At 46.1% G+C, this 21,204-nt stretch carries 14 protein-coding genes and 1 other annotated feature; of the genes, 4 read left to right on the plus strand and 10 right to left on the minus strand.

What is annotated here, in order from left to right; all coding sequences use genetic code 11:
- Positions 1 to 240 precede the first annotated feature (240 nt).
- From PXY01_RS15920 to PXY01_RS15950, 7 genes are all read right to left on the minus strand, one after another.
- Positions 241 to 1,743 (minus strand): malate:quinone oxidoreductase, encoded by a 1,503-nt coding sequence (locus tag PXY01_RS15920; protein ID WP_127571047.1) that lies wholly within the window; start codon positions 1,741 to 1,743, stop codon positions 241 to 243.
- A 405-nt stretch (positions 1,744 to 2,148) separates the two neighbouring features.
- Positions 2,149 to 2,661 (minus strand): metallophosphoesterase, encoded by a 513-nt coding sequence (locus PXY01_RS15925; protein WP_127571049.1) that lies wholly within the window; start codon positions 2,659 to 2,661, stop codon positions 2,149 to 2,151.
- A gap of 40 nt (positions 2,662 to 2,701) precedes the next feature.
- Entirely contained in the window at positions 2,702 to 3,529 is an 828-nt protein-coding gene (gene bacA, locus PXY01_RS15930; protein WP_127571051.1) for an undecaprenyl-diphosphate phosphatase, read from the minus strand.
- Between the two features lie 260 nt (positions 3,530 to 3,789).
- Complete coding sequence (locus tag PXY01_RS15935; protein WP_127571053.1) at positions 3,790 to 5,232, minus strand: VOC family protein; 1,443 nt, start codon at positions 5,230 to 5,232, stop codon at positions 3,790 to 3,792.
- Between the two features lie 95 nt (positions 5,233 to 5,327).
- Positions 5,328 to 6,944, minus strand: coding sequence for an RNA polymerase sigma factor (locus PXY01_RS15940; protein WP_127571055.1), 1,617 nt, complete (start codon positions 6,942 to 6,944; stop codon positions 5,328 to 5,330).
- A gap of 47 nt (positions 6,945 to 6,991) precedes the next feature.
- Complete coding sequence (locus PXY01_RS15945; protein ID WP_127571057.1) at positions 6,992 to 8,470, minus strand: Lsa family ABC-F type ribosomal protection protein; 1,479 nt, start codon at positions 8,468 to 8,470, stop codon at positions 6,992 to 6,994.
- A gap of 411 nt (positions 8,471 to 8,881) precedes the next feature.
- A complete protein-coding gene (locus PXY01_RS15950) occupies positions 8,882 to 11,152 on the minus strand; it encodes a CIA30 family protein (RefSeq protein ID WP_164744457.1) in 2,271 nt (756 codons plus the stop codon).
- A 281-nt stretch (positions 11,153 to 11,433) separates the two neighbouring features.
- Between PXY01_RS15950 and PXY01_RS15955 the strand changes: the two genes are divergently transcribed.
- Positions 11,434 to 12,372 (plus strand): hypothetical protein, encoded by a 939-nt coding sequence (locus PXY01_RS15955; RefSeq protein ID WP_127571060.1) that lies wholly within the window; start codon positions 11,434 to 11,436, stop codon positions 12,370 to 12,372.
- 31 nt (positions 12,373 to 12,403) lie between these two features.
- On the opposite strand, the gene PXY01_RS15960 is transcribed toward PXY01_RS15955, so the two are convergent.
- Positions 12,404 to 14,278, minus strand: a complete 1,875-nt coding sequence (locus PXY01_RS15960) for a histidine kinase dimerization/phospho-acceptor domain-containing protein (protein WP_127571062.1) — start codon at positions 14,276 to 14,278, stop codon at positions 12,404 to 12,406.
- 118 nt (positions 14,279 to 14,396) lie between these two features.
- Between PXY01_RS15960 and PXY01_RS15965 the strand changes: the two genes are divergently transcribed.
- On the plus strand, positions 14,397 to 15,179 hold the full coding sequence (locus tag PXY01_RS15965; protein WP_164744458.1) for a class I SAM-dependent methyltransferase: 783 nt from the start codon (positions 14,397 to 14,399) through the stop codon (positions 15,177 to 15,179).
- Positions 15,180 to 15,276: 97 nt separating this feature from the next.
- On the plus strand, positions 15,277 to 15,522 hold the full coding sequence (locus tag PXY01_RS15970; RefSeq protein WP_127571066.1) for an NHLP leader peptide family RiPP precursor: 246 nt from the start codon (positions 15,277 to 15,279) through the stop codon (positions 15,520 to 15,522).
- Positions 15,523 to 15,721: 199 nt separating this feature from the next.
- On the opposite strand, the gene PXY01_RS15975 is transcribed toward PXY01_RS15970, so the two are convergent.
- Together PXY01_RS15975 and asd are read right to left on the minus strand one after the other, a co-directional pair.
- The gene (locus PXY01_RS15975) at positions 15,722 to 17,599 is read right to left on the minus strand and encodes a sensor histidine kinase (protein ID WP_127571068.1); all 1,878 of its coding nucleotides are present in this window, start codon (positions 17,597 to 17,599) and stop codon (positions 15,722 to 15,724) included.
- A 237-nt stretch (positions 17,600 to 17,836) separates the two neighbouring features.
- A complete protein-coding gene (gene asd / locus PXY01_RS15980; RefSeq protein ID WP_127571070.1) occupies positions 17,837 to 18,922 on the minus strand; it encodes an aspartate-semialdehyde dehydrogenase in 1,086 nt (361 codons plus the stop codon).
- A 154-nt stretch (positions 18,923 to 19,076) separates the two neighbouring features.
- Positions 19,077 to 19,343: a binding site (T-box leader), on the minus strand.
- Positions 19,344 to 19,486: 143 nt separating this feature from the next.
- Between asd and PXY01_RS15985 the strand changes: the two genes are divergently transcribed.
- A complete protein-coding gene (locus PXY01_RS15985; RefSeq protein ID WP_127571072.1) occupies positions 19,487 to 21,061 on the plus strand; it encodes an FMN-binding glutamate synthase family protein in 1,575 nt (524 codons plus the stop codon).
- Positions 21,062 to 21,204: the final 143 nt, after the last annotated feature.

The following is a 21,204-nucleotide window of genomic DNA, read 5'->3' on the forward strand; positions in this document are numbered from 1 at the left end:
TTTTGTTCTTAAACGTACTAAATTAAAAAAAAGCAGTACCTCCGAAAGGTCTGCTCTATATCAGGATACATGACTTGATGCCAGTACCGATTGAACTACTAGTCTGATCTTGTCATCGTCGATCACGATCGCAGTCTGTTACATTTTGTCTTCATGGTTATTGTGACTTTTACTGTCTCGGTCATATGATTGTCTATATATCGAAAAAGGACCCGCATCTCTGCGAGTCCTAAATTATCTTTACGCCTGTACAGCAGCAGCTTCCTTCAAGCCGAGCGTACGCGCCGAGGTCGACATAATCTCTTGAATAAGCGCTGGGTTCTGAGTGAGCTTCACGCCATACGACGGAATCATTTCTTTAATTTTAGGCTCCCATTCTTTCAGTTGCTGCGGGAAGCACTTCTCGATGACTTCCAGCATAACGGAAACAGCAGTTGAAGCACCTGGAGAAGCGCCTAGCAATGCGGCAATTGAGCCGTCTGCAGCACTGATAACTTCCGTACCGAATTGGAGCGTTCCTTTGCCGCCGGTTGCTGTATCTTTAATGATTTGTACACGTTGACCAGCAACGATTAAATTCCAATCCTCGCTCTTTGCGTTCGGTACGAATTCACGCAGCGCCTCCATCCGCTTCTCTTTGGACTGCATTAATTCTTTGATCAAGTACGTCGTCAGTGGCACGTTCTTGAAGCCTGCCGCCACCATCGTAGTAAGATTATGCGGCTTCACCGATTTGACAAGGTCAAGCATCGAACCGAACTTCAGAAACTTCGGCGAGAAGCCAGCGAACGGACCGAACAGCAGCGATTCTTTCTTGTCGATCATACGCGTATCCAGATGCGGCACTGACATTGGAGGAGCACCAACCGGTGCTTTACCATATACTTTCGCATTATGCTGCTTTACGATCTCCGGCTTCTGACATACCATGAAGATACCGCTAACTGGGAAGCCGCCTACTCCTTTGCCTTCTTGAATTCCGGACTTTTGCAGCAGATGCAGACTGCCGCCGCCGCCGCCAATAAATACAAACTTTGCCTTATGACGCTCGACTGATCCCGTACCAACATCTCGTACCTTCAGCTCCCAAGAGCCGTCGCCCGCACGCTTAATATCATCTACATTGCGGTTGAATTGAATATCGACGTTCTTTCTTTTCAGATGGTTGAACAGCATACGTGTCAGAGCGCCAAAGTTAACGTCTGTACCCGCTTCGCTTCTTGTAGCGGCGATAGGTTCATTCACGACGCGATCCTTCATCATGAGCGGAATCCATTCCTGCAATTTCGCTGGATCATCGGAATATTCCATTCCTTGGAACAACGGATTGCTTGAGAGCGCTTCGAACCGTTTTTTCAGAAACTTAACGTCCTTCTCGCCTTTCACGAAGCTCATATGTGGAACTGGAACGATAAAGTCCCTCGGATTTTGAATCAGCTTGCTGTTCACAAGGTAAGACCAGAACTGCTTAGACACTTGGAATTCTTCATTAACTTTAATCGCCTTCGTAATGTCGATGGAGCCGTCTGCTTTTTCCGTTGTATAGTTCAGCTCGCACAATGAGGAGTGTCCCGTGCCTGCATTATTCCATTCATTCGAGCTTTCTTCGCCAGCAACTTCACGCCGTTCGAATACGGTTATATTCCATGTCGGATTTAATTCTTTCAGCAGCGTCCCGAGCGTTGCGCTCATAATGCCGGCGCCGATTAGGATAACGTCTGTATTGGTTTGTTGGCTACTCATGATTACCTTCCTTACACGCTATTATTTGAAGAAAAGGTGCTGGTTCTCCCGGTAAATGTAACCTTATGCCGGAAGCAGCCATACACCAATCTTGACTAAGTAATAAAATAACGAATCAAAATGATTTACTATCCATTATATGATAAATAAAAGTCGTTCGACAAGAATCGCGCTCGTTCTTCGTTAAAGGTTCACATGCTGTCCAACAGCGCATCACTTGTCCGAACAAAACTTTACATTGCATTGTTGATGATACTCCCAGTTTTATTATTTGTAAAACGAATCTTTTGTATAGGCTTGATTAGAACTTTTAATCGATTTGGAATTGACATTCTTCCGCAGATGCATTAGGTGCGTATGATAAAATAAAAGAGCCGCGTTGCACGCGGCTCCAATTAGCTATGGTTATGCCTGCTCTTCGGTAGGAACTGCCGCATCACGGATCTGCTCGAACGTGATCGGGGAATAATCCCAATGCTCGACGCTGACGTTGAAATAATTAAGGCCTTCATACTTCTGTGAGTGGATATGTCCATGAACATTTACATACGGCATATGCTTGTTCATGTACATTGGTTCATGCGACAAGAAGAAAAACTCTTTGTATATGATAGGATACTCGCTTACTTCGTCGAATCCGGCTTCAAGCCACCAGGAACGCGAACGGCCGCGGTCATGATTGCCTAAGATAAGATATTTGCGGCCGTTCAACCGTGCGACAATCGCCGCAGTCTTCTCTTGGTTCAAAAAGGAAAAATCGCCTAGATGAAAAACTTTGTCGTTCTTGCCAACAACAGCGTTCCACTTCTCGATCATGAACTCATTCATCTCATCGACGCTGGTGAACGGACGTGACTCGAAATCGATGATCCCCTTATGACCGAAATGATGATCCGAAGTAAAAAATATGTTCTGCATCGTATTCACCTTCCTTATACATATTATTATGATTTGAAAACTACAGCAAGAAGATCCAGAAGAGCGCCGCGAGTATGAAACGGTAAACGGCGAATGGAATCAATTTCACACGCTCAATTAGATTCAAGAAAAACTTAATGGCAAATAATGCAGTAATGAAAGACGTCACGAAACCGGTAACGAACAGCGGAATATCACTCGCAGTCAGATAGCTCCAGCTTTCAAGCAAATCTTTGCCCGAAGCTCCGACCATTATCGGTACAGCCATAATAAAGGTGAATTCAGCTGCCGTTTTATGATTTAGCCCTGCAAGCAGGCCGCCCGACAGCGTAGCTCCAGAACGTGAGAAGCCTGGAACGAGCGCGAGCATTTGGAACAGACCAATAATCAGTGCCTGTTTATAAGTCATTTGATCGAGCGTTCCGGCTGATGGATGAGTTGCTTTAAGCTTCTCGGCTGCGATCATCAGCAAGCCGCCGAGAATTAATGTTACAACGACCGTTCGAGCACTGAACAGCTCATGCTTGATCGTATCATAGAACAAAACTCCACCTGCTCCGAATGGCAGCATGCCAATGATGATATGAAGAAGGTTAAACCGTCGTTTGTTTTTGGGATTTACACCTGCAGCATTTCGAGGAATTACACTTTTACCCAATCCGATTAAGCTCAACATCTTCTTCCAGAACACAACAACGACCGCCAATATCGATCCCAGCTGCACAACAATTTCGAACGTGCTGGCACGCACTGTCTCTTCGAATCCGAGCAAATGGCCGACCAGAATCATATGTCCAGTCGAGGACACAGGCGCAAATTCCGTTAATCCTTCCACAATTCCTAATATAAGTCCGATTAAGATGTCCATAACTCTCTCCTTTTATTTTTCTTATTCCTCTATTAACACGACTTAATCGGACAGTAGGATTCGTTTGGCATCTTACGATATTGTAATGTTGAAAAATATGAAATGGCAACCTTTATATCTATTAATAGAATCTTTCCTGGTCATCTGCTTTTGTGTCAGACACATAGCCATATTCCGTCTCGTAATTACAACCTTATATCAACTCAACGATAAAAGCAGCTGAATGAACTGTGAGCATTCAGCTGCTTCTTCTGTTTTTATTAAATTTGATTAATTATTACGGACTTCACCGTGACCGCACTGCCAGCTTCCGCTCCGATTCCAAGCCTAAATCGGCATCCACTATAATCGCCTTTGCGTTCAAGGACCGTCTTATCATCGATTATTAATGACATAAATTTATTCTCTAGCCTCCACTCTATTGTTGCCGTTGTATCATAAGGTAGAGCAGCTCCGTCTATCCATATTTCTTCTCTCGTCGCTGGATCGATGAACAAAAGCTTGCCGTCACTGTTCCATTTCATTAATGTGGTATAACCGCCGTAAATTACAGCCGAGCGTGTGAAGCTGTGCAGCTCTGTTCGGAATGCGAAGGGGACATTATATACATGGCCAGTGCGTGCGAAGCCTAGCTCTTCACCACCGCTTAGCCACAAGCCGCTGCTCGTAACGACAGCATGACAAGCAGCATCTGCCGTCAGATGATCCTCCGATGCGGCACTGCCTGAGATTGGCAGATAGATGGCTTGACTCTCCGGAGCAATCGACTCTACCGCTAACGATTTGACCGTCACACGGCCCATGACGCCTGAGATACCAGTTTGTCCATTGATGCCGCCGAAATATCCGTCTTGACGGTGAAACAGCTTACCATCTACATGAACTTCCATTCGCCGTTCCTCGATTGTCCACGATACATGCACCCATTGACCGATCGGAACAGAACCTTTGCGATGGAATGTAAAATGCGTATTCAGCTTAGGGTGTACAACGAATAGATCACTACCTGTACCATTCTCTAATACCTCCGGTGAATTACCGTAATTTATAGCTACCATCCCGCTGGCAAATGTGAGGTACATCGATCCTTGGTCTATTCTTACAGTCGCTTCAATTCTCAGTGGTGTCTCAAATTCACCTTCAGCATAAGCATGTCCTGTCAGTTCAAGGCCAGATGACGTAATTTGGGCCAGTGAAGCTTGTTCACTTGCTGTTAGCAGCAGTCCGCCGGCATCGTAGGCGACAACATTGTCGGTTGCTCTTTTTACTGATTCTGTATCGGTCTCCGGCCCCTCAATGCTCCCCGGGTTACCGCATACCATCAACAGGTTTCCGTCTGGATCACGGAAGGTGAAGAAGGCCATCCCCGGGAATTGCATAATATCTTCTACAATCTCAATGCCGCACTTCTTCACATATCGGTACGCTGCGCCAACGTCCGGGGAATCCAGCATAAGCTGTGCTCGATTCTCCCATGCCAGCCCGCTGTCATAGCCATTTTGGTCTAATACAAGTTCCGAGCCGCCATCCATCGTAATGGCGTGTACTTTCTCCGTAGCAGCGGAACGCTGCGGCATGCCGAGCAGCCGATGATACCAATTGACGGACCGCTCCATATTGCTGACATGGATGAATATGCCTCCTACTTTGTTTCGAATTGGGTGTACGTAATCCGTCTTTTCTGACTTTAATTGCTTAGTCATTTGATACCCTTCCTCTCTCCTTTGAAGTAGGCCATATCAATGCCCTCATCCATGTTGATGCAGCAACCTCTAAATTCCTTACATGCTTCAATCCATCAGCTTCTATGTAGCTCGATTAACATCGCGGCTTCCTCTAGTACTTCGGCGGCTTCAAGCTCAAGTACAGCTGCTCGTTCCAATAAGGTAGCGGCCCGATCAGCCGGTCCAGGCGAGGTGGGATCGGCCCCATAAGGCAGCGGAAACAAGCCAGATGTCCGATGCAACAGCTCAGCAATTTGCTCGAATAACGATGCTGCATGCCTTACAGCAAGACGAGCCGAATCAGGCAGGTATCCTCCATACCAAGCTCCGTCTAACAAATGTCGCATGAAAACAACAGCATGATGGCGAGCTTCGGCAACGACAGCCATATTGTATGCTACGCTTAAAGGGTCAACTTGCTGCTGAGCATTGAAAGAATCAATCCATATCCGATAAGCAGCAGCGCCGCTGACCGAGTACTGCATCACTTTATCATTTCCGCGAATGTTTCGGGTCGCCAGACGTAAGATGCTCGCTGCAAGGTGTGGATGATGGTTGATGGAAAGATGCCTCCTAGGAATAGCAGCGAACCATTCCAATGGCTGACGTACACGGCCGAGCTTATCGTAGGGCAAAGCCTTCCCCTTGACAGACGTGTCGGTAACAGACCAGCACTGGCGCTGGTCGTCGAAGCCATGGATCATCCCGAACTCCGCGTTACTTAGCCCCCAGGCGACGGTCGGCCAGCCTTGTGACATAGATTGACGGATTTCGTCCATACATTCGATAAGTACATTAGGATCCTGCAATTGAACAGTTGGGCCGCCGTATATAGCGAAAGAAAATCCCAGATGTGTCAATCCTACTATTACGGATGCCTTCCAATCGTAACAGTAGGGACCACTAATACCGAGATCACATGCAGCGTGAAATCGAAAAGCATGTCCTGTTGCGGCAAACATATCACTAAGCGTCAATCCATACAGCTGAGCGGGAGCAGCGGCAAGCATTAGCATGGAGCATAACGTATCGTATGCTCCAGCATGCAGGTCGTACCGCGTATTAGCGGCTTGCCCGGATTCCGGCTGATGGTTTCGCCGTTGTGCGGCCATAAAACGATCGATTTCCTCCTTGAAGCGGTAATCATACAATTTGCTTCGTGCGCGGGATAAAGCGGTATATACGGCTCCGTTATGGATGCCAAGCCTTGTTGCCGTCTCAGCGACGGTTAGTCCTTCCAGCGCATGTGCTTGGATAACTTGTCGTTCTCGAGTGCCGAGCTTATCCAGTATCCGTTCAACTTCCGCTAACGCTTGCATCCCGATTGCTTGGAACTGCGGATCATTATTGATCGCAACGGTATGTCTCATCTGGTCCTCCACATCAGCATCAATGTATGCCAACTGTTCATGTCGGACAGACGGCGCTCGGATTGCCATTAGTGACTGATTCCGTACTAATGAGCGCAGCCAGGGAACGAATTTGTCTGGATGATCTAAGCTGCCTAAACGCCTTAATGTTAGAATTAACGCCTCCTGCACGATATCCTCGGCCAGTACTGAATTACGAACAATGTGGTTGGCCCACTGAAGCATCTTCATTCGATGCTGCCGAATTAATGTGGAGAACGCCTCTTGATCTCCCTGCTGCGCCTTGCTTACCAACAATGCTTGCGGCAGTTCATCGTACACTTTGATCAACTCTCCTGTATGTGATCCGAAGTAGAATGCATGATCTTCTATATTTCTATGACCTTCGTTGCAATTCGGTCGCAGAATGATCGGTCATGCTCAACAAATAGAATGGTCGGTGAATAGTCGAGTAGAAGCTCCTCAATCTGCATACGGGAGATGACGTCAATGTAATTCAGCGGTTCGTCCCATATGTGCAAATGTACCTTCTCGCACAAGCTGGCAGCGATAAGCACTTTCTTCTTCTGCCCGCCGCTGTATGCGGAAATATCCTTCTCGAATTGAGCTCTGGAGAAATCAAGCTTCCTTAGTATCGCTTTGAACAAGCTTTCGTCTATACCTCTATCGATTGCATATTGTGTTAAGCTGCCCTGCAGATGAGAAGTATCCTGCGAGACATACGAGATTTTCAGCTGACCACCTATACGAAGCTTGCCCGAGTATTTCATGTCCTCACCGCAAATCAGCTTCAATATGCTCGACTTTCCGGAGCCGTTCTTGCCCAGGAGTGCGATTCGATCCCCTTGATTGATCGTAAAGTGGACATCCTTGCATACAGTCTTATCTCCATATTGAATCGACACGCGATCAAGCTCGATCAATTGGTGTTTATGATATGGCAACTGCGCAATTTTCAGACTATCGGCGTACTCGATATTTTTGAGCAGCCCCGATTTCTCTTCAATGGCATTCTGCTGTCGCCGGTCGATCGACTTGGATCTCTTCATCATCTTCGCGGATTTGTGACCGACATATCCTTTATCCAGCTTGGAGCCGGAATTTTTCGACCCGTACTTTGACTTCTCTACTGCATCGGACCAATCGTTCGTACGCTTCGCCGCTTCTGCCAGCCGTTTAATGTTTTTCCGCAGTTTATCGTTCTCAGCCAGCTCGTATTGATCCTGTCGGCGCTTGTTTTCCCACCACTCGGAGAAATTGCCCTGCTGAATCTCAATGTTCGTTTTATTAATGGACAAAATATGATCGACGCAATAATCCAGGAACGCCCGATCGTGCGATACAAGAATGAACCCGCTCTTCGAGCGCAAATATTGACCAACCAGCTTCCTGGCATGCATATCAAGATGGTTAGTCGGTTCGTCGATCAGCAAGAAGCTGTTCTCCTTCAACAACAGCGCTGCGAGCAGCACTTTCGTCTGCTCACCATTCGACAATGAACGGAATGAGCGGTACAGCACATCCTCCATCACTTTCAGAAGCGATAGCTCTCGCATCAACTCCCAGTGAACATAATCAGGATATATGCTTGCTACGACATCAATCGTGTTGTCGTCTTGATTCCTTACATCATAAGGAAAATATTCAAACTGTACGCTTGTAGAGATACTCCCGCTGTATTCATATTTGCCTAGCAGTAGGTTCATAAAGGTCGTCTTGCCGCGGCCGTTGCGGCCTGTGAAGCCTAATCTCCAATCGGTATCAATCTGAAAGCTGACGTTCTCGAAAATATTATCGTAACTGCCATAATGGGCAAAAGTAAGGTTCGTTACTTTAATTTGCGACATTTCGTTATCCCCCTGTATATAAAATAAGAGCCGCAAGAAAGTTACTTCCTCGCAGCTCAATATATATACAGCAAATCTAGCCCTAATCCGGACTTCGATAAGGGTATATAGAGTTGAGTTCCGAAGTGTATGTAACTTCTTGCCCATCACAAATAAAACACTGGTACAGCGACTGTGTTCGCTAATACGTATGTTCTATTGCTTGCAAGAAACATTACACACTCTTCTTCATCTTCTCATCCCTATCCTTTAAGTTATCGGTAGTTTACCATATCTCATTATATTCATTCAAGATTTTGTTGATCTGTGGAAGATATGATATCTCATCATTACGGGCATCAAAATAGAACAGTCGAATGCTGCCCCAACAGAATGGCATTCGACTGCTCTTCGTCATGATTTGGTCATAATTTATGAAGGCTCTACGCCCCATACAAGCTTGTCATTTACATACAGCGTGACTTTAGTGGAATCCGTGTAACTCGTTACTTCACCGTTGAACGAATAGTCGTTCAGCTCGTTCAGATTCGACCAGTCTGCAGCACTGAATCGGCCATGAATTTGACCTGTCGTACTGCCTGGCGCCAGTACTCCCGCTTCCGGAGTGAACGAAAGCTCTAAGTATGCATCAGCGTTAGCTGTTGGAACAGCAAGATCAACGAATCGACCCTGTACGTTCTCTTTTCCAACAGCTGCCCAGTCAGACCAGAATCGAAACTCAGCCGCAACATCTTTCGTGAAATAATAGCGCAGCTTCACGTTGCTCAGATCGATGGTAGTATCCCCATCATTGCGGATGATGAAGTTCGGAGTTGCTGAGTTGTTCGTCGGGTTCGGGTCGAGTGCACGATACTGCACTGCAAGATTAATTGGAGCAAACGGAGATGCACTTACCGTATTCGTAACATCCGTTCCGGCCGAGTTAACCGCTACAACTTGATACTGATATGACACTCCATTCGTTACCGTATTGTCCGTATAACTCAGATCTGTTAACCCCGTTGCGAGGGTAACGAATTCACCGCTGCCTTCCGCCCGCAGAACACTATAAGTTTGTGCTTCAGATGCAGCCTTCCAGGTCAGTGTCACTTGAGAATCGCCTGCGTTCGCTGTAAGCGCTGGCGTCTGCACTGTTCCTTCTGGCAATCCGATCAGTTTAATATTGTCTACGGTAATAGTACCGGAGCCCGAGTTGTTCTGGAGCAACTGAATATTATTTAGGTTGTTCAAGTTCAAGACGTTATTCGCATCCTCGCCTGGAGGCTGATAATCAATACGTTTCGTAAAGTCAGCGAATGGAATAACGAAAGTTTTCCATGATGTCGTCGGCGAGATCGTATACTTCCACTGCTCACCATCGCCGTCCGTACCATTCTCTGTAAGAACTAGATTGAACGTGTTCGTATTCGTCGCTTTCACATCGATTGACAGCTTAAGCCAGGAGCTCCAATCGGAAGGAAGCCCTTGAACGACGCCCCAATAGCCGGATTGTGCCCCGGTGTATGCGACCTGCATCGCCTGACCGTCACCATTCGGTACAATTGCTGCATCAATTACAGCGCCACTCCCGCTATAAGAGCCCCACGGAGCTCGAGCTTGATCAAAGTCTTCAAAAATTTCCTCACCATATGCATACAGAGGAGGGAATGCCGGTGGTGAAATTGTGCCTGGCTCTTCGATGTCCGGCCAAGAGAACGGACCTTCGTTCATAATGTTATAAACAATTTCCGCATCGAACGTGCGATTGTTGCGGTCATATACTTTAAACCAGCCTTCATCATCCCATACTGCTGAAGGGAATCCGGAACGTGCCGCCAAGTCGGACATAAAGTCATAATAGGTTAGACGTGAAGTACGATCATTCTCGACTCTCGCGCCATATTCACCGAGGTACACCGGAATTTGGTTCTTGTCGGACCATGCTTTTACCTCCGCGAACGCTTTACGTATCTCTAATTGATCCGCTTCCGTCCCCCAAGGGCCGTTCAGTTCATGCGTGAATGCATAAGGATCGTAATAGTGGAATGTGGCAATCAGATTCGGATCGTTAGGAATCTGCATGCTGTATACAAGCGACCTCCAGCTGTTCCAGCCGCCTGCGCCGATAATAATCGCTCTGTCAGGATTCGTATTCCGAATTAATGAGATGAGTCTATGATTCATATCGTTCACTTGATTGTCAGTCATATTACCGTGAGGTTCATTAAGCAGCTCGAAGATCAAGTCGTTAGACTTGTTTTGGAACCGCTGTGCAATCTGCTGCCAGATGCTTTCGAACCGGGCAATGTTAGCCTCATAACCTTCCATAATCCACTCATCGTGATGGGAGTTAACGATCGTAATGAGTCCTCTCGACAACGACCAATCGATGATTTGCTCTACTCGGTCGAGGAACACAGGGTCAATAGTGTATGGGTATTCATTCATTGTATGAAGATCCCATCGGACCGGTATACGAACGTGTCCAAAACCAGCAGCCTTATAATCATCAAAATAATACTCTCGTGCTTCGGTCGCCCATTCACCTTCATTCGGCGGCTCTAGCGTATTACCCATATTAATTCCATAGCCCATCCTAGAGATCAGATTTTCTAAGTCGACAGCTTCAGCTTTCATATTGAAAGCCGGAACGATCGCCAGCAGCATACTGACGATCAAGCCGCACATTAAATACTTGCGCATATCAACTCTTCCTTTCATTCTTTAATGGTATGAAGCTAGAGTATGAAACAATAGATAGACTTAACGTTCCCTCCTCACATCATAGCTTGAATTTAAGTCCCACTTTTCTTACGTTAACATAACTCATAATGCTTATTTTTCCCTTTCGTTACCCATTAATTATTCTTTTTGCTACCATTTTCATAGAACAAATTGAGGGTATTGCTAGTCTATGGAAGGACATCTTGCTATAATCTCCATATCAGTCTAACAAGATCGTACTTAAGGAGCCTGATTGTCCCGTGAACGAATGGTACACGACTTACAGACTCGATATGGAGATCGTTTTTCAATCTGCATTCGAACGAATTCAGTGCTATCCCCCCCTTTTCCGGGAACAAGCAGAAGCTTATATACACAAGTTCAATCCATTAGTGAAGGAAAGCACGAACAATTATATTTGTTACCTGCTTCCGTTCTGGGTGAAGGATGCCGCAGGAATCGGTCAGCATACTAGTCGGGAGCTATCTATTGCGAATGTATTCGTCATGCTGTACTTCTTCATTCAGGATGATCTGATGGACAGTCATCAGAAGGACTGGAAGAATAAATTAGCGCTGGGGAATCTGTTTCAAACGACTTATTTGGACCTATACCGCAGATTGTTTACTTCAGAATCCTCGTTCTGGCGCTACTACCGGCAATACGTCGAGGAATGGTCGATACGAGTTACTTCCGCTTCGACATACAATCTGTTCGAGCATGCTCCTGCCAGCTTAGCTGGCAAAGCAAGCCCCGTTAAGCTGGCAAGCACCGGCGCGATGTTGCTTGGCGATAAGGAACCGCTAGTGGAAGAAGCATCACACTTGATCGATCATGTGCTCGCTACATTGCAAATGGTCGATGATTGGATCGATTGGGAGGAAGATTTGCTGGAGGGAAGCGACAACAGCTTCGTTGATTTCATACGGCTTCAGCAGCAGCTGCAAATCACGGATACCGTTACCGCCGAACTTATGAACCGATGGATTTTTACGACAGATGCACTCGCTCGGTTCACTCGTTATGCTGCTGACCGTCATCGGCTTATAACGTCTTATTCTGTACCTTATAAGCATTTGCTTGATTTTCACAAGTCGCTTATCCAGCAACTTGAGGAAGCTTACCGTCATATTGCCGCAACAAAAAGCTCTATGCTACGCGGTGGCCTGATCCATTATCTATCTAGCGTAATGAAATAAAAAAGCAATAAGCCAGCGCTTGCACGCTAGCTTAATGCTTACTGTTTTGCTCTATTTGAAGTCGGATTATCAGCTCTGAGCCACCTTTTTTCTTTCTCATAATGAGCTTTCCATTCATTGCCTCAATGCTTCGTAACGCAAATAGCAGACCCGCATCCGTAATTTGATTCGTTAGCGAAATGTGAGGCATCATGAACGGCGTCGCAATAAGCGGCTTCGCTTCGTCTACGATACGGATGACGGCATATCCTTCCTCTTCGAACGCTTGCAGATCGATACGGCGGTTGTCATGCACTGAATTAATGCGATGCTTCAGTAGCGTTATCATCGCTTGTTTGAGCTGTGAGGACCTGCCTTTGACATACAGCGAATGACCGAGTATATAGTCGATCGTTACACCTTGTGCGAACAGAAGCGGATTCAAAATTGTCAAGGCCTCTTGTAGCAGCTCATTTACATCGATAATTTTAATATCATCGCTCTCCGGTTTCGCATATTTCAAATAATTCGATATGACATCATGAGCGTGATCCAGCTCTTGAAGTGCGTCTTGGAGAGGCTCTTTCTCAAGAACATTACGGTATGTCAGAAGCTGCAGAAACCCTCTCGTCACCGATAACGGATTTCGAACTTCATGAGCAACCGATGCGGCAAGCTGACTCGCAGCCTCCCTTTGCTCCGATTCATGCAGTTGCTGTTCGAATAGCTCCAGCTCCTTAATATAAGACGCGGCTTGGGCATGCTCATTAACAAATTGCTTGCCTAACAGGACGATTAAATGAAACAGAACAAAAGTCAGCGGCCACTCCCACATTTGTAACAACGGCTTGTTCGGCCACGCCCCCCCGTTGTTCATAACCACTGCTGCTGTTATCGCTAGTGCAAATCCGATACAAATCATCATCGCTTCTCGATTACGTTCCACTGCGCTCCGAACACAGTGTGTGAAGATAACAGCCACAGTTAAGATAAGAAGAATATTTTGAACAGGACTCGTCATTAACGTATGGATCTGATCAAGCCAGCCGTCTGTCCACTCTTCGCCTAATTTAATAGCCATTCCAGCTGTACCGTACAACGTTAAAAGGTTTCTCCAAGAACGTATTATTGGCTTCCATTTGCTATCGAGTAAGTGCTCAAAGAAATAAGCGGATACCGGAAGACATATATAGACCGCAGCAGCGGACAAGATATCATATAATACGGCGTAATCGCTAAAAAACAAATATGGAAAGGGACAATTCATAATAAAGATGATGCCAATCGACATGACGGTGATGCTGAGAGACAACCAGTTTCGAAGCTGCTCACGAGTTAAAAACATGGAGCATATCAGCATAACAGCCGCAACGAACAGCAGCGTAAGTCCTAGTATCATACTGGTCATATCCGCTTTCGCATAACGGGAAGAGAGCTCATTATAAGGCCCTGCCAATGGTGCCTTAGTAATACCGAGCTTGCCATTCATAGCTTCCCCGTACAACAGTAGCTGCACGCCTGATTCAGAAGCGTGAAGCGGTACAAGTATACGGTGATAGGGATAATCGCCTACAGATGTATGCTCGTATAAAATAGAATTTTGCTTTAACAATTTAAACTTCATCCCAGTCAAGCCATCGAATAAAATCCCGCTTCCATCGGTAAGCATAGGCAGCGTAAAGCGGACTAAGAACGCATTCTTGCCTGCCGGCTTCTTCGCCGATGCTGATGAGACCGGAACATTCAACCATCCACTAGATTCGCCTAATGCATCTTGAAAATCTGCTTCGCCCAGTCGTTCTAACCATTTGATTTCATAGGGAAGGCTTGAATACTCAGCTGCAGCAGCAAGCTCATTGTATGAGCTATTTATACTGCTTAATAGAACGATTAGAATTAAGCTTACTAGTATGCGATATATAACCATTTCACACTTCCTCTTACAGGAATAGATTTCGACTAAGGTGGTGAAATATGATATCTAGCAAAGATATGTAAAGTAAACGACGAAATGATCACCTCAATTAGAAATGGAGAAAATATATATGATTCCTGTTAACGAATCTAGCGAGTTATTCGATCAAATGCTCACCATTACAACGGAATGGTTGTTCGAGCTTGAGAACGAGCTGCTGCTACAGCCACTTCTAAAGGAGTTGACTCTAAACTATCCATGCCCAGCTGTTCTCGATGTCGGTTCCGGTAACGGTGCTTATTTATCTCTTCTAAGCTGTTACTATCCGCAGCTGTACTGTGTCGGACTCGAGAAAGATCCGCTAATTTTCCATTACGCTCAACAGAAGGAGAAGGCTCCTGGTCTTCGTTTTCTTCCTATAGCTTATGAGAGCTATGAAAGCGATAAAGTCTATGATCTCATTATCGTCCGGCTCGCCGCCCTCCATCTCGCCAATCGAGAACATTTCGCACAATGGTTGAGACGACGAACGAGACCTGGCTCTGCTATCGTAATTATTGATGTAGACGACAGCTGTATCGATCCTAACGGAGCAACTGCACTCCCTCTTTTTCATTCTTTATACTTAGAGGCGCGAAGGAAGCTGTCTGTCTCCACGTTAATGCGCTTTCAAGACGTGCTATCTATTGAGCTAACTTATGCAGGATTCAGAAGAGATCGCCTAGAGACCTATCGGATAGAAGGACGCACACGTTCAATGAAGCAAAGCATGCGAGCCTATATGGAGCTTGTAACACTTATGTATGGGCATAATCCATATGAACCCGAGCGTATGAAGGAATGGGATGATTGGATGGCTGATCCCTTCTCCCATTACACAATCGGGATGTTTGGTCTAGTTCTTTTAGTATAATATGAGGATGGCGAATTTTGCACTTTATTAGTAGAATTTGTCGATATTGGTGGGGTATAATTTTCCTATAACCCACTAATAAGGAGTGCTTGCCGACATGTCCTCGAATGCAGAACAGATTCTTAAGACCCAGATCATTGAAAAAGCATGGAGCGATCCCGTTTTCAAGAAACAGCTTCTTGAAGATCCTAAAGCAGCCATTCATGCTGCATTTGGCGTGGAAATTCCTGAGAATATTAAACTGACAGTCGTCGAAGAAACGGCGAACAGCTTCTATCTTGTTATTCCACCATCACCACAAGTCGACAAAGCAAGAGCCAGCCAAACGACACAAGGTTGGTAAAAACGAGTAGAAGAGAGTAATATAAGCTCCCGTCGGACTACCTTATAAGTGTTCCGTTCTTAATTGCCCGAACCAATCCATTCTCCTTAGCTCATACCTGTATGTATGCTCGGATGAGCCTTAATAATAAACAGCGCCTCTATGCGCATACAAGCTAACGCGCCAAGCGAATGCCCGGCGCGTTATTAGCTTCAGAAGGTTATTCCATTCCATCAGCAGCAGGTATTCGGATAAAGGCTTGCGTACCTTGTCCGAGTTGGCTGGTGAACGAGAGTGTTCCATTCATTCTTTCGATTAACTGGAATGTGGTCATCAAACCGAGTCCTGTTCCGTATGTTTTTCCAGAAGTGAAATAGGCATTACCAAGATGGTTTAACGTCTCATCATCCATCCCTCCTCCGTTATCAGCGACAACAATAACAATCGATTCCCGTTCCTTATATGCGCTTAACCGAATGTTCCCTTTACCGTTCAACGCCTCAATGCTGTTCTTAATTAAATTAAGCAGTGATTGTCTGAATCGATCTCGATTCCCATAAATATATAGATTATCTTCCGCTTCCAGCTCAATAAGTCCGCCGTGAAGCTGCGCATATGGTTGTACGATTTCGCTGACTTGGATAAGCTCGTCTCGGATATGTAGACGATGTTGCTCCGAGTCCACCGTATCCATTAGGTGGAAGTAATCATTTAAGATTGATGATGCACGCTCCAGCTCCTCGATCGCCAGTTTAATATGTCCGCTTTCCGTCCCCTGTTCCGTTCTGCCCGCAATTTGCATTAGCAGCCCCTTCGTCTTATCGAGAGGCTCGTTCACCTCTTGAGCAATAGATGGTGCTAACTCGTGGATGACCTCTATTTTTTCCGATTGATGCATTTTGCCGATGTAATCCTGCAGTTCGCTGGAATATTGAATGACTTTCTTATGGTTATCAGCCATACGCCGCCCGAGCAGAAAAAGTAATGACACAAAAAACAGTACGGCGCCAACCTTCCACCAATATAAATCGTATCTCATGGACAGAAGATAGAAAGTAATTAAGTCAACCATCCCGGCAATTGCGAATGCCCCGATCCCAAAGGCCAATATAACTGCTTCTCGATTTCCTCGCCTTGCGTACTTAGTTGTAATAATCGCAATCAGCGGGAATTGAACAAGCATAATGAAGCCGAGTAATGTAACGGACAGAAAAAAATAGATGGTATGATAACGAGCATCGGTCATAATATGGATAACTAATGCACAGTACAAGAACAATGAATAGATCACTTGTCCTTTACGGAAAATCGTCAACACTCGAGATTTATCCGGCCTGAATATTCGTTCAAAAAAATAGGTTATTGCAGGCAAAAAATAGAATAGCGCAATATCGAATAAATAATTGAGCCATTTGACCAAAGAGTTCAAGTACATATAAATAAATGGCTCATAGGTGATGATCATGACACCAATGGAGAGAAACATCGTACTAAGCGTCAGCCAAAGCCCCCATTGAGTTCTCTTCAAGAACCAAAGAGAAGCGTACATAGCCAGTGCTACGAATATAAATGCACCTCCGAACGCAATTTCTCGAATATGTGCTCGTGCATTCATCCTTTCAAGAAGGTCATGGCTCCCTATATATACACCGGATTGTAGTCCGATGCGATCGATTTCAGATTGTGCATATATCTTTATGACCCCGCCGTTCGAAAGATCAGGTAGCGAGGTGAATATCCGATACTGGTCATAAGTATAGTCACGTACACTGGTGTAGATAGTCGTCTCATTAAAAGTAATGGTTACATTCATGGCATGCAGCATCGGAATATATAGACTCTGTTCTTCGCTGCTCGCCGGTATATCGAACGTTATTGTGAGGGCTTTCACATCACGAGGCTTAACAGGAGGTATTCCATCCTTCAATTGAACGTATATCCAATCTGTGCTGATCTGACTTGATGGCTGTACCTCCCATCTTTGCTTCCAGCTGTCGATATAAAGTGGATTCCCTTCCGCGTATACGACAGACGACAATCCGATTAACAAACCGATCGTAATTATTAAAGAAATGAACCCAAATCTAAACCTCTTCAATGTCAGTTCTCCTTATTATAGTCCTACTGACAATTTCGACATTATTCGATTAATACCTTCTTGTTTCGATAACAATTACCAATTTATTTTCCGACAAAATTATACTATTTTATTATTGACAATTACACTTCATTACCTAGTAGAAGCAGCTAAAGAGGTGAGTAAAAAAATGGGCGTTCCGTAGTCATGCAGCATGACAAACGAAACAGCCCATTCTGTTATTCCGAATAATCGTAATTATTTCGCTTGGATATAACCTTCAGCTTTCAACAACTCAGCGATCAGTACCGCGCCGCCTGCTGCGCCGCGTACGGTGTTGTGCGACAAGCCGACAAATTTATAATCGTACAACGAATCCTCACGAAGACGGCCGACCGATACGCCCATGCCGCGTTCAATATCGCGATCCAGTTTCGTCTGCGGTCTGTTCTCTTCTTCAAAGTACGTAATGAACTGCTTCGGTGCGCTTGGAAGCTCAAGCAGCTGCGGCTTGCCTGCAAATTGCGCCCAACGCGCAAGAATTTCTTCCTTCGTAGGCTTGTTCTCGAACTTGACGAATACTGTAGCCAGATGGCCGTCTGTCACCGGAACACGAATGCACTGTGTCGTAATGAGCGGTGCGCTTGCTTTAACAATCTCACCGTTCTCTACTGAACCCCAGATGCGAAGCGGCTCCTGCTCGCTCTTCTCTTCCTCGCCGCCGATATATGGGATGACGTTATCAATCATCTCTGGCCAGTCGGTGAAGTTTTTGCCGGCACCAGAAATCGCTTGATACGTCGAAGCGACAACTTCAGTCGGTTTAAATTCAAGCAGCGCGTTAAGCGCCGGTACATAGCTTTGAATCGAGCAGTTCGGTTTAACTGCAATAAAGCCGGTCGACGTTCCAAGACGTTTGCGCTGAGCAGCGATAACTTCCAGATGATTATCGTTAATCTCTGGAATAACCATCGGTACGTCCGGCGTCCAGCGGTGCGCCGAGTTATTCGATACTACTGGCGTTCCCGTGCGGGCATACGCTTCCTCCAGCGCTTGAATGTCCTTCTTGTTCATATCGACAGCACAGAAAATGAAATCGACCTCAGATGCGACCTCTTCCACCTTCGAAGCATCTTTGACAACAATGTTTTTAACGGCTTCCGGGATTGGTGTAGAGAGCTTCCATCTACCTTTCACCGATTCCTCGTATGTTTTGCCTGCCGAGCCTGCGCTTGCGGCAATGCTTGTAACTTCAAACCATGGATGCTGATCGAGCAGCTCGACGAAGCGCTGCCCTACCATGCCTGTACCTCCGACGATACCTACTTTCAATTTTGCTGACATGATCTATTCAATCCTTTCATCTAAGCATATTTATTGTATCAATACTGCTAAACGCTAATCAATGGATACTACTTCATGTACCTTATGTTGAGATTATGATGCAGTTTCCTGCTTTGCGCGAAAAAAAATCCCACCCCCAAGACTGCTTCGTAGTCTCAGGGACGAGATTAATATCCTCGTGGTACCACCCTAGATTCGCTGATACGTCACCGCATCGGCCTCTTCAAGTACGGCATTACGATTGTAATGCTTATACTTTAGCTCTGTAACAGGAGCTCCTGTCGCACCACCCACCCGATTAAGGTTTCCGGTGCGCTGCTCAGAGTCTTTGTTCAATAAATCATTCTTTGCTCCTTCTCAGCTTCATGGAGCTCTCTGTGAAAGAATCGTATTTATCTACTCGTCTCTTCATCGCATTTGAACGTTGCGAATATCGTATCAAAAAATGAAGGTCAGGTAAATATAAAATTTGAAAAAAATGAAATTAAGCATTCCTCCTGCTGAAATTGTGCGATAATAAAGCTGGTATATCTTAACAACAATTAACAGCTGGAGGGTTTTCGAATGTCCAATGTACTTCTCATCGTCATTCTAATCGTTGTGTTGTTACTTCTAGTGCCTGTCGGCTTTCTCGGCTATTTGTTCATGCTGTCCAGGAAGCCGAAGCATTCGATTATCCGCGCCCACCCAATTCTCGGCTGGCTCCGTTATCTGCTGGAGAAGCTGGGCCCGGAATTCCGTCAGTATTGGTTTGATAACGATACAGACGGCCGGCCGTTCTCACGTGCAGACTTCATCGGTCTAGTCTTTGCGGCCAAATACCGTACGGATCTCATCTCGTTCGGCGGCAAACGCGATTATGACAAGCCTGGATATTACTTATCCAATGCAATGTTCCCAAAGCTTGCGCAAGAGCTGCAAGTCGATAACGAGGAATCGGTACCCGGCAAAAAATATGTTATCACGGACGAAGGCGTCTTCACTCGGAGAGAAAAAATGATCGAAGAGCCCGTAAAAAAATGGCTGCTCCATGATGACGATGTTATTATCGTTGGCGAGAATCGCCGACATCCTTGGCGGCTGAAAGGGATGTTCGGTGCCTCTGCTACCTCTTATGGTTCCGTCGGCGAGCACTATATCCAATCGACGGGCAGCGGCGCTAAGATGGCAGATGGCTCATGGATCAATACGGGCGAAGGCGGCGTAGCTGACGTTCATTTGGATACTGGCGTTGATATCGTGTCACAGATTGGTCCGGGCATGTTCGGTTTTCGAGATGACGAGGGACGATTCTCGATTGAAGAATACAAGCGGAAAGCAGCGATCCCTAACATCAAAGCGTTCGAGCTCAAGTTCCACCAAGGAGCCAAAATTCGTGGCGGCCATCTGGAAGGCTCGAAGGTCAACGAGAAAATCGCCGCCGCACGCAGAGTACCGGTTGGCAAATCGATCAATTCGCCCAACCGGTTCGAGCTGCTCCGTAATCCGGAAGAAGCGCTTCGCTTTATTGCCACGCTCCAGGAAGAAGGCGGCAAGCCGGTTGGTATTAAGATCGTCGTCGGCGATTCGAAGATGCTTGAGCCTTTGTTCGAGACGATGATCAAGCTGAACATTTATCCCGATTTTATTACGGTAGACGGCTCAGAGGGGGGATCGGGCGCCACATTCAAGGCAATGGCTGACTCGATGGGGCTTCCATTGTACGCCGGTCTTCTTATTCTGGACGATACAGCTAGAAAATATGGCATACGCGATCGGTTCCGCATCTTCGCCTCTGGCAAGCTCGTTACACCGGATAAAGTTGCGATTGCACTGGCGCTTGGCGCCGATTGCGTCAGCTCCGCGCGCGGCTTTATGATGGCCAATGGCTGTATTATGGCACTGCAATGCCATACCGGCAAATGTCCGACCGGCATTACAACGACCGACTCCAAATATCAGCAAGCGCTGGCTCCAGAAGAGAAACAGTGGCGCGTCATGAACTATATTTTGCAGATGAGAGAAGGTTTGTTCTCCCTCGCAGCCGCTTGCGGCTTAACAAGTCCGCGCGAGCTGCGGCGTGAGCATGTCGTATTCGTCAACGCCAGCGGGCAGACGGCTCGGATTGTCGACTTATTCCCTTATCCGGAATCGAATTAATTAAACAGCCTCCTGATTTGATGCCTAAAGGCTTCATACACAGGAGGCTGTTGCTGTTAATAAGGGATCATTTCACCCATTTGGCAGAGATATCGTCTGAGCTTCACGAGGAACTGCAGCCAATAAGCCAAGGGCTAAGAACC

This window comes from Paenibacillus xylaniclasticus (genome assembly GCF_004001065.1).
GTDB lineage: Bacteria > Bacillota > Bacilli > Paenibacillales > Paenibacillaceae > Paenibacillus_T > Paenibacillus_T xylaniclasticus.

Bases quoted from the DNA above. Each gene is read 5' to 3' on its own strand.
- PXY01_RS15920 (WP_127571047.1), bottom strand. From the start codon at position 1,743: ATGAGTAGCCAACAAACCAATACAGACGTTATCCTAATCGGCGCCGGC.
- PXY01_RS15925 (WP_127571049.1), bottom strand. From the start codon at position 2,661: ATGCAGAACATATTTTTTACTTCGGATCATCATTTCGGTCATAAGGGG.
- bacA (WP_127571051.1), bottom strand. From the start codon at position 3,529: ATGGACATCTTAATCGGACTTATATTAGGAATTGTGGAAGGATTAACG.
- PXY01_RS15935 (WP_127571053.1), bottom strand. From the start codon at position 5,232: ATGACTAAGCAATTAAAGTCAGAAAAGACGGATTACGTACACCCAATT.
- PXY01_RS15945 (WP_127571057.1), bottom strand. From the start codon at position 8,470: ATGTCGCAAATTAAAGTAACGAACCTTACTTTTGCCCATTATGGCAGT.
- PXY01_RS15950 (WP_164744457.1), bottom strand. From the start codon at position 11,152: ATGCGCAAGTATTTAATGTGCGGCTTGATCGTCAGTATGCTGCTGGCG.
- PXY01_RS15960 (WP_127571062.1), bottom strand. From the start codon at position 14,278: ATGGTTATATATCGCATACTAGTAAGCTTAATTCTAATCGTTCTATTA.
- PXY01_RS15965 (WP_164744458.1), top strand. From the start codon at position 14,397: ATGATTCCTGTTAACGAATCTAGCGAGTTATTCGATCAAATGCTCACC.
- PXY01_RS15970 (WP_127571066.1), top strand. From the start codon at position 15,277: ATGTCCTCGAATGCAGAACAGATTCTTAAGACCCAGATCATTGAAAAA.
- asd (WP_127571070.1), bottom strand. From the start codon at position 18,922: ATGTCAGCAAAATTGAAAGTAGGTATCGTCGGAGGTACAGGCATGGTA.
- PXY01_RS15985 (WP_127571072.1), top strand. From the start codon at position 19,487: ATGTCCAATGTACTTCTCATCGTCATTCTAATCGTTGTGTTGTTACTT.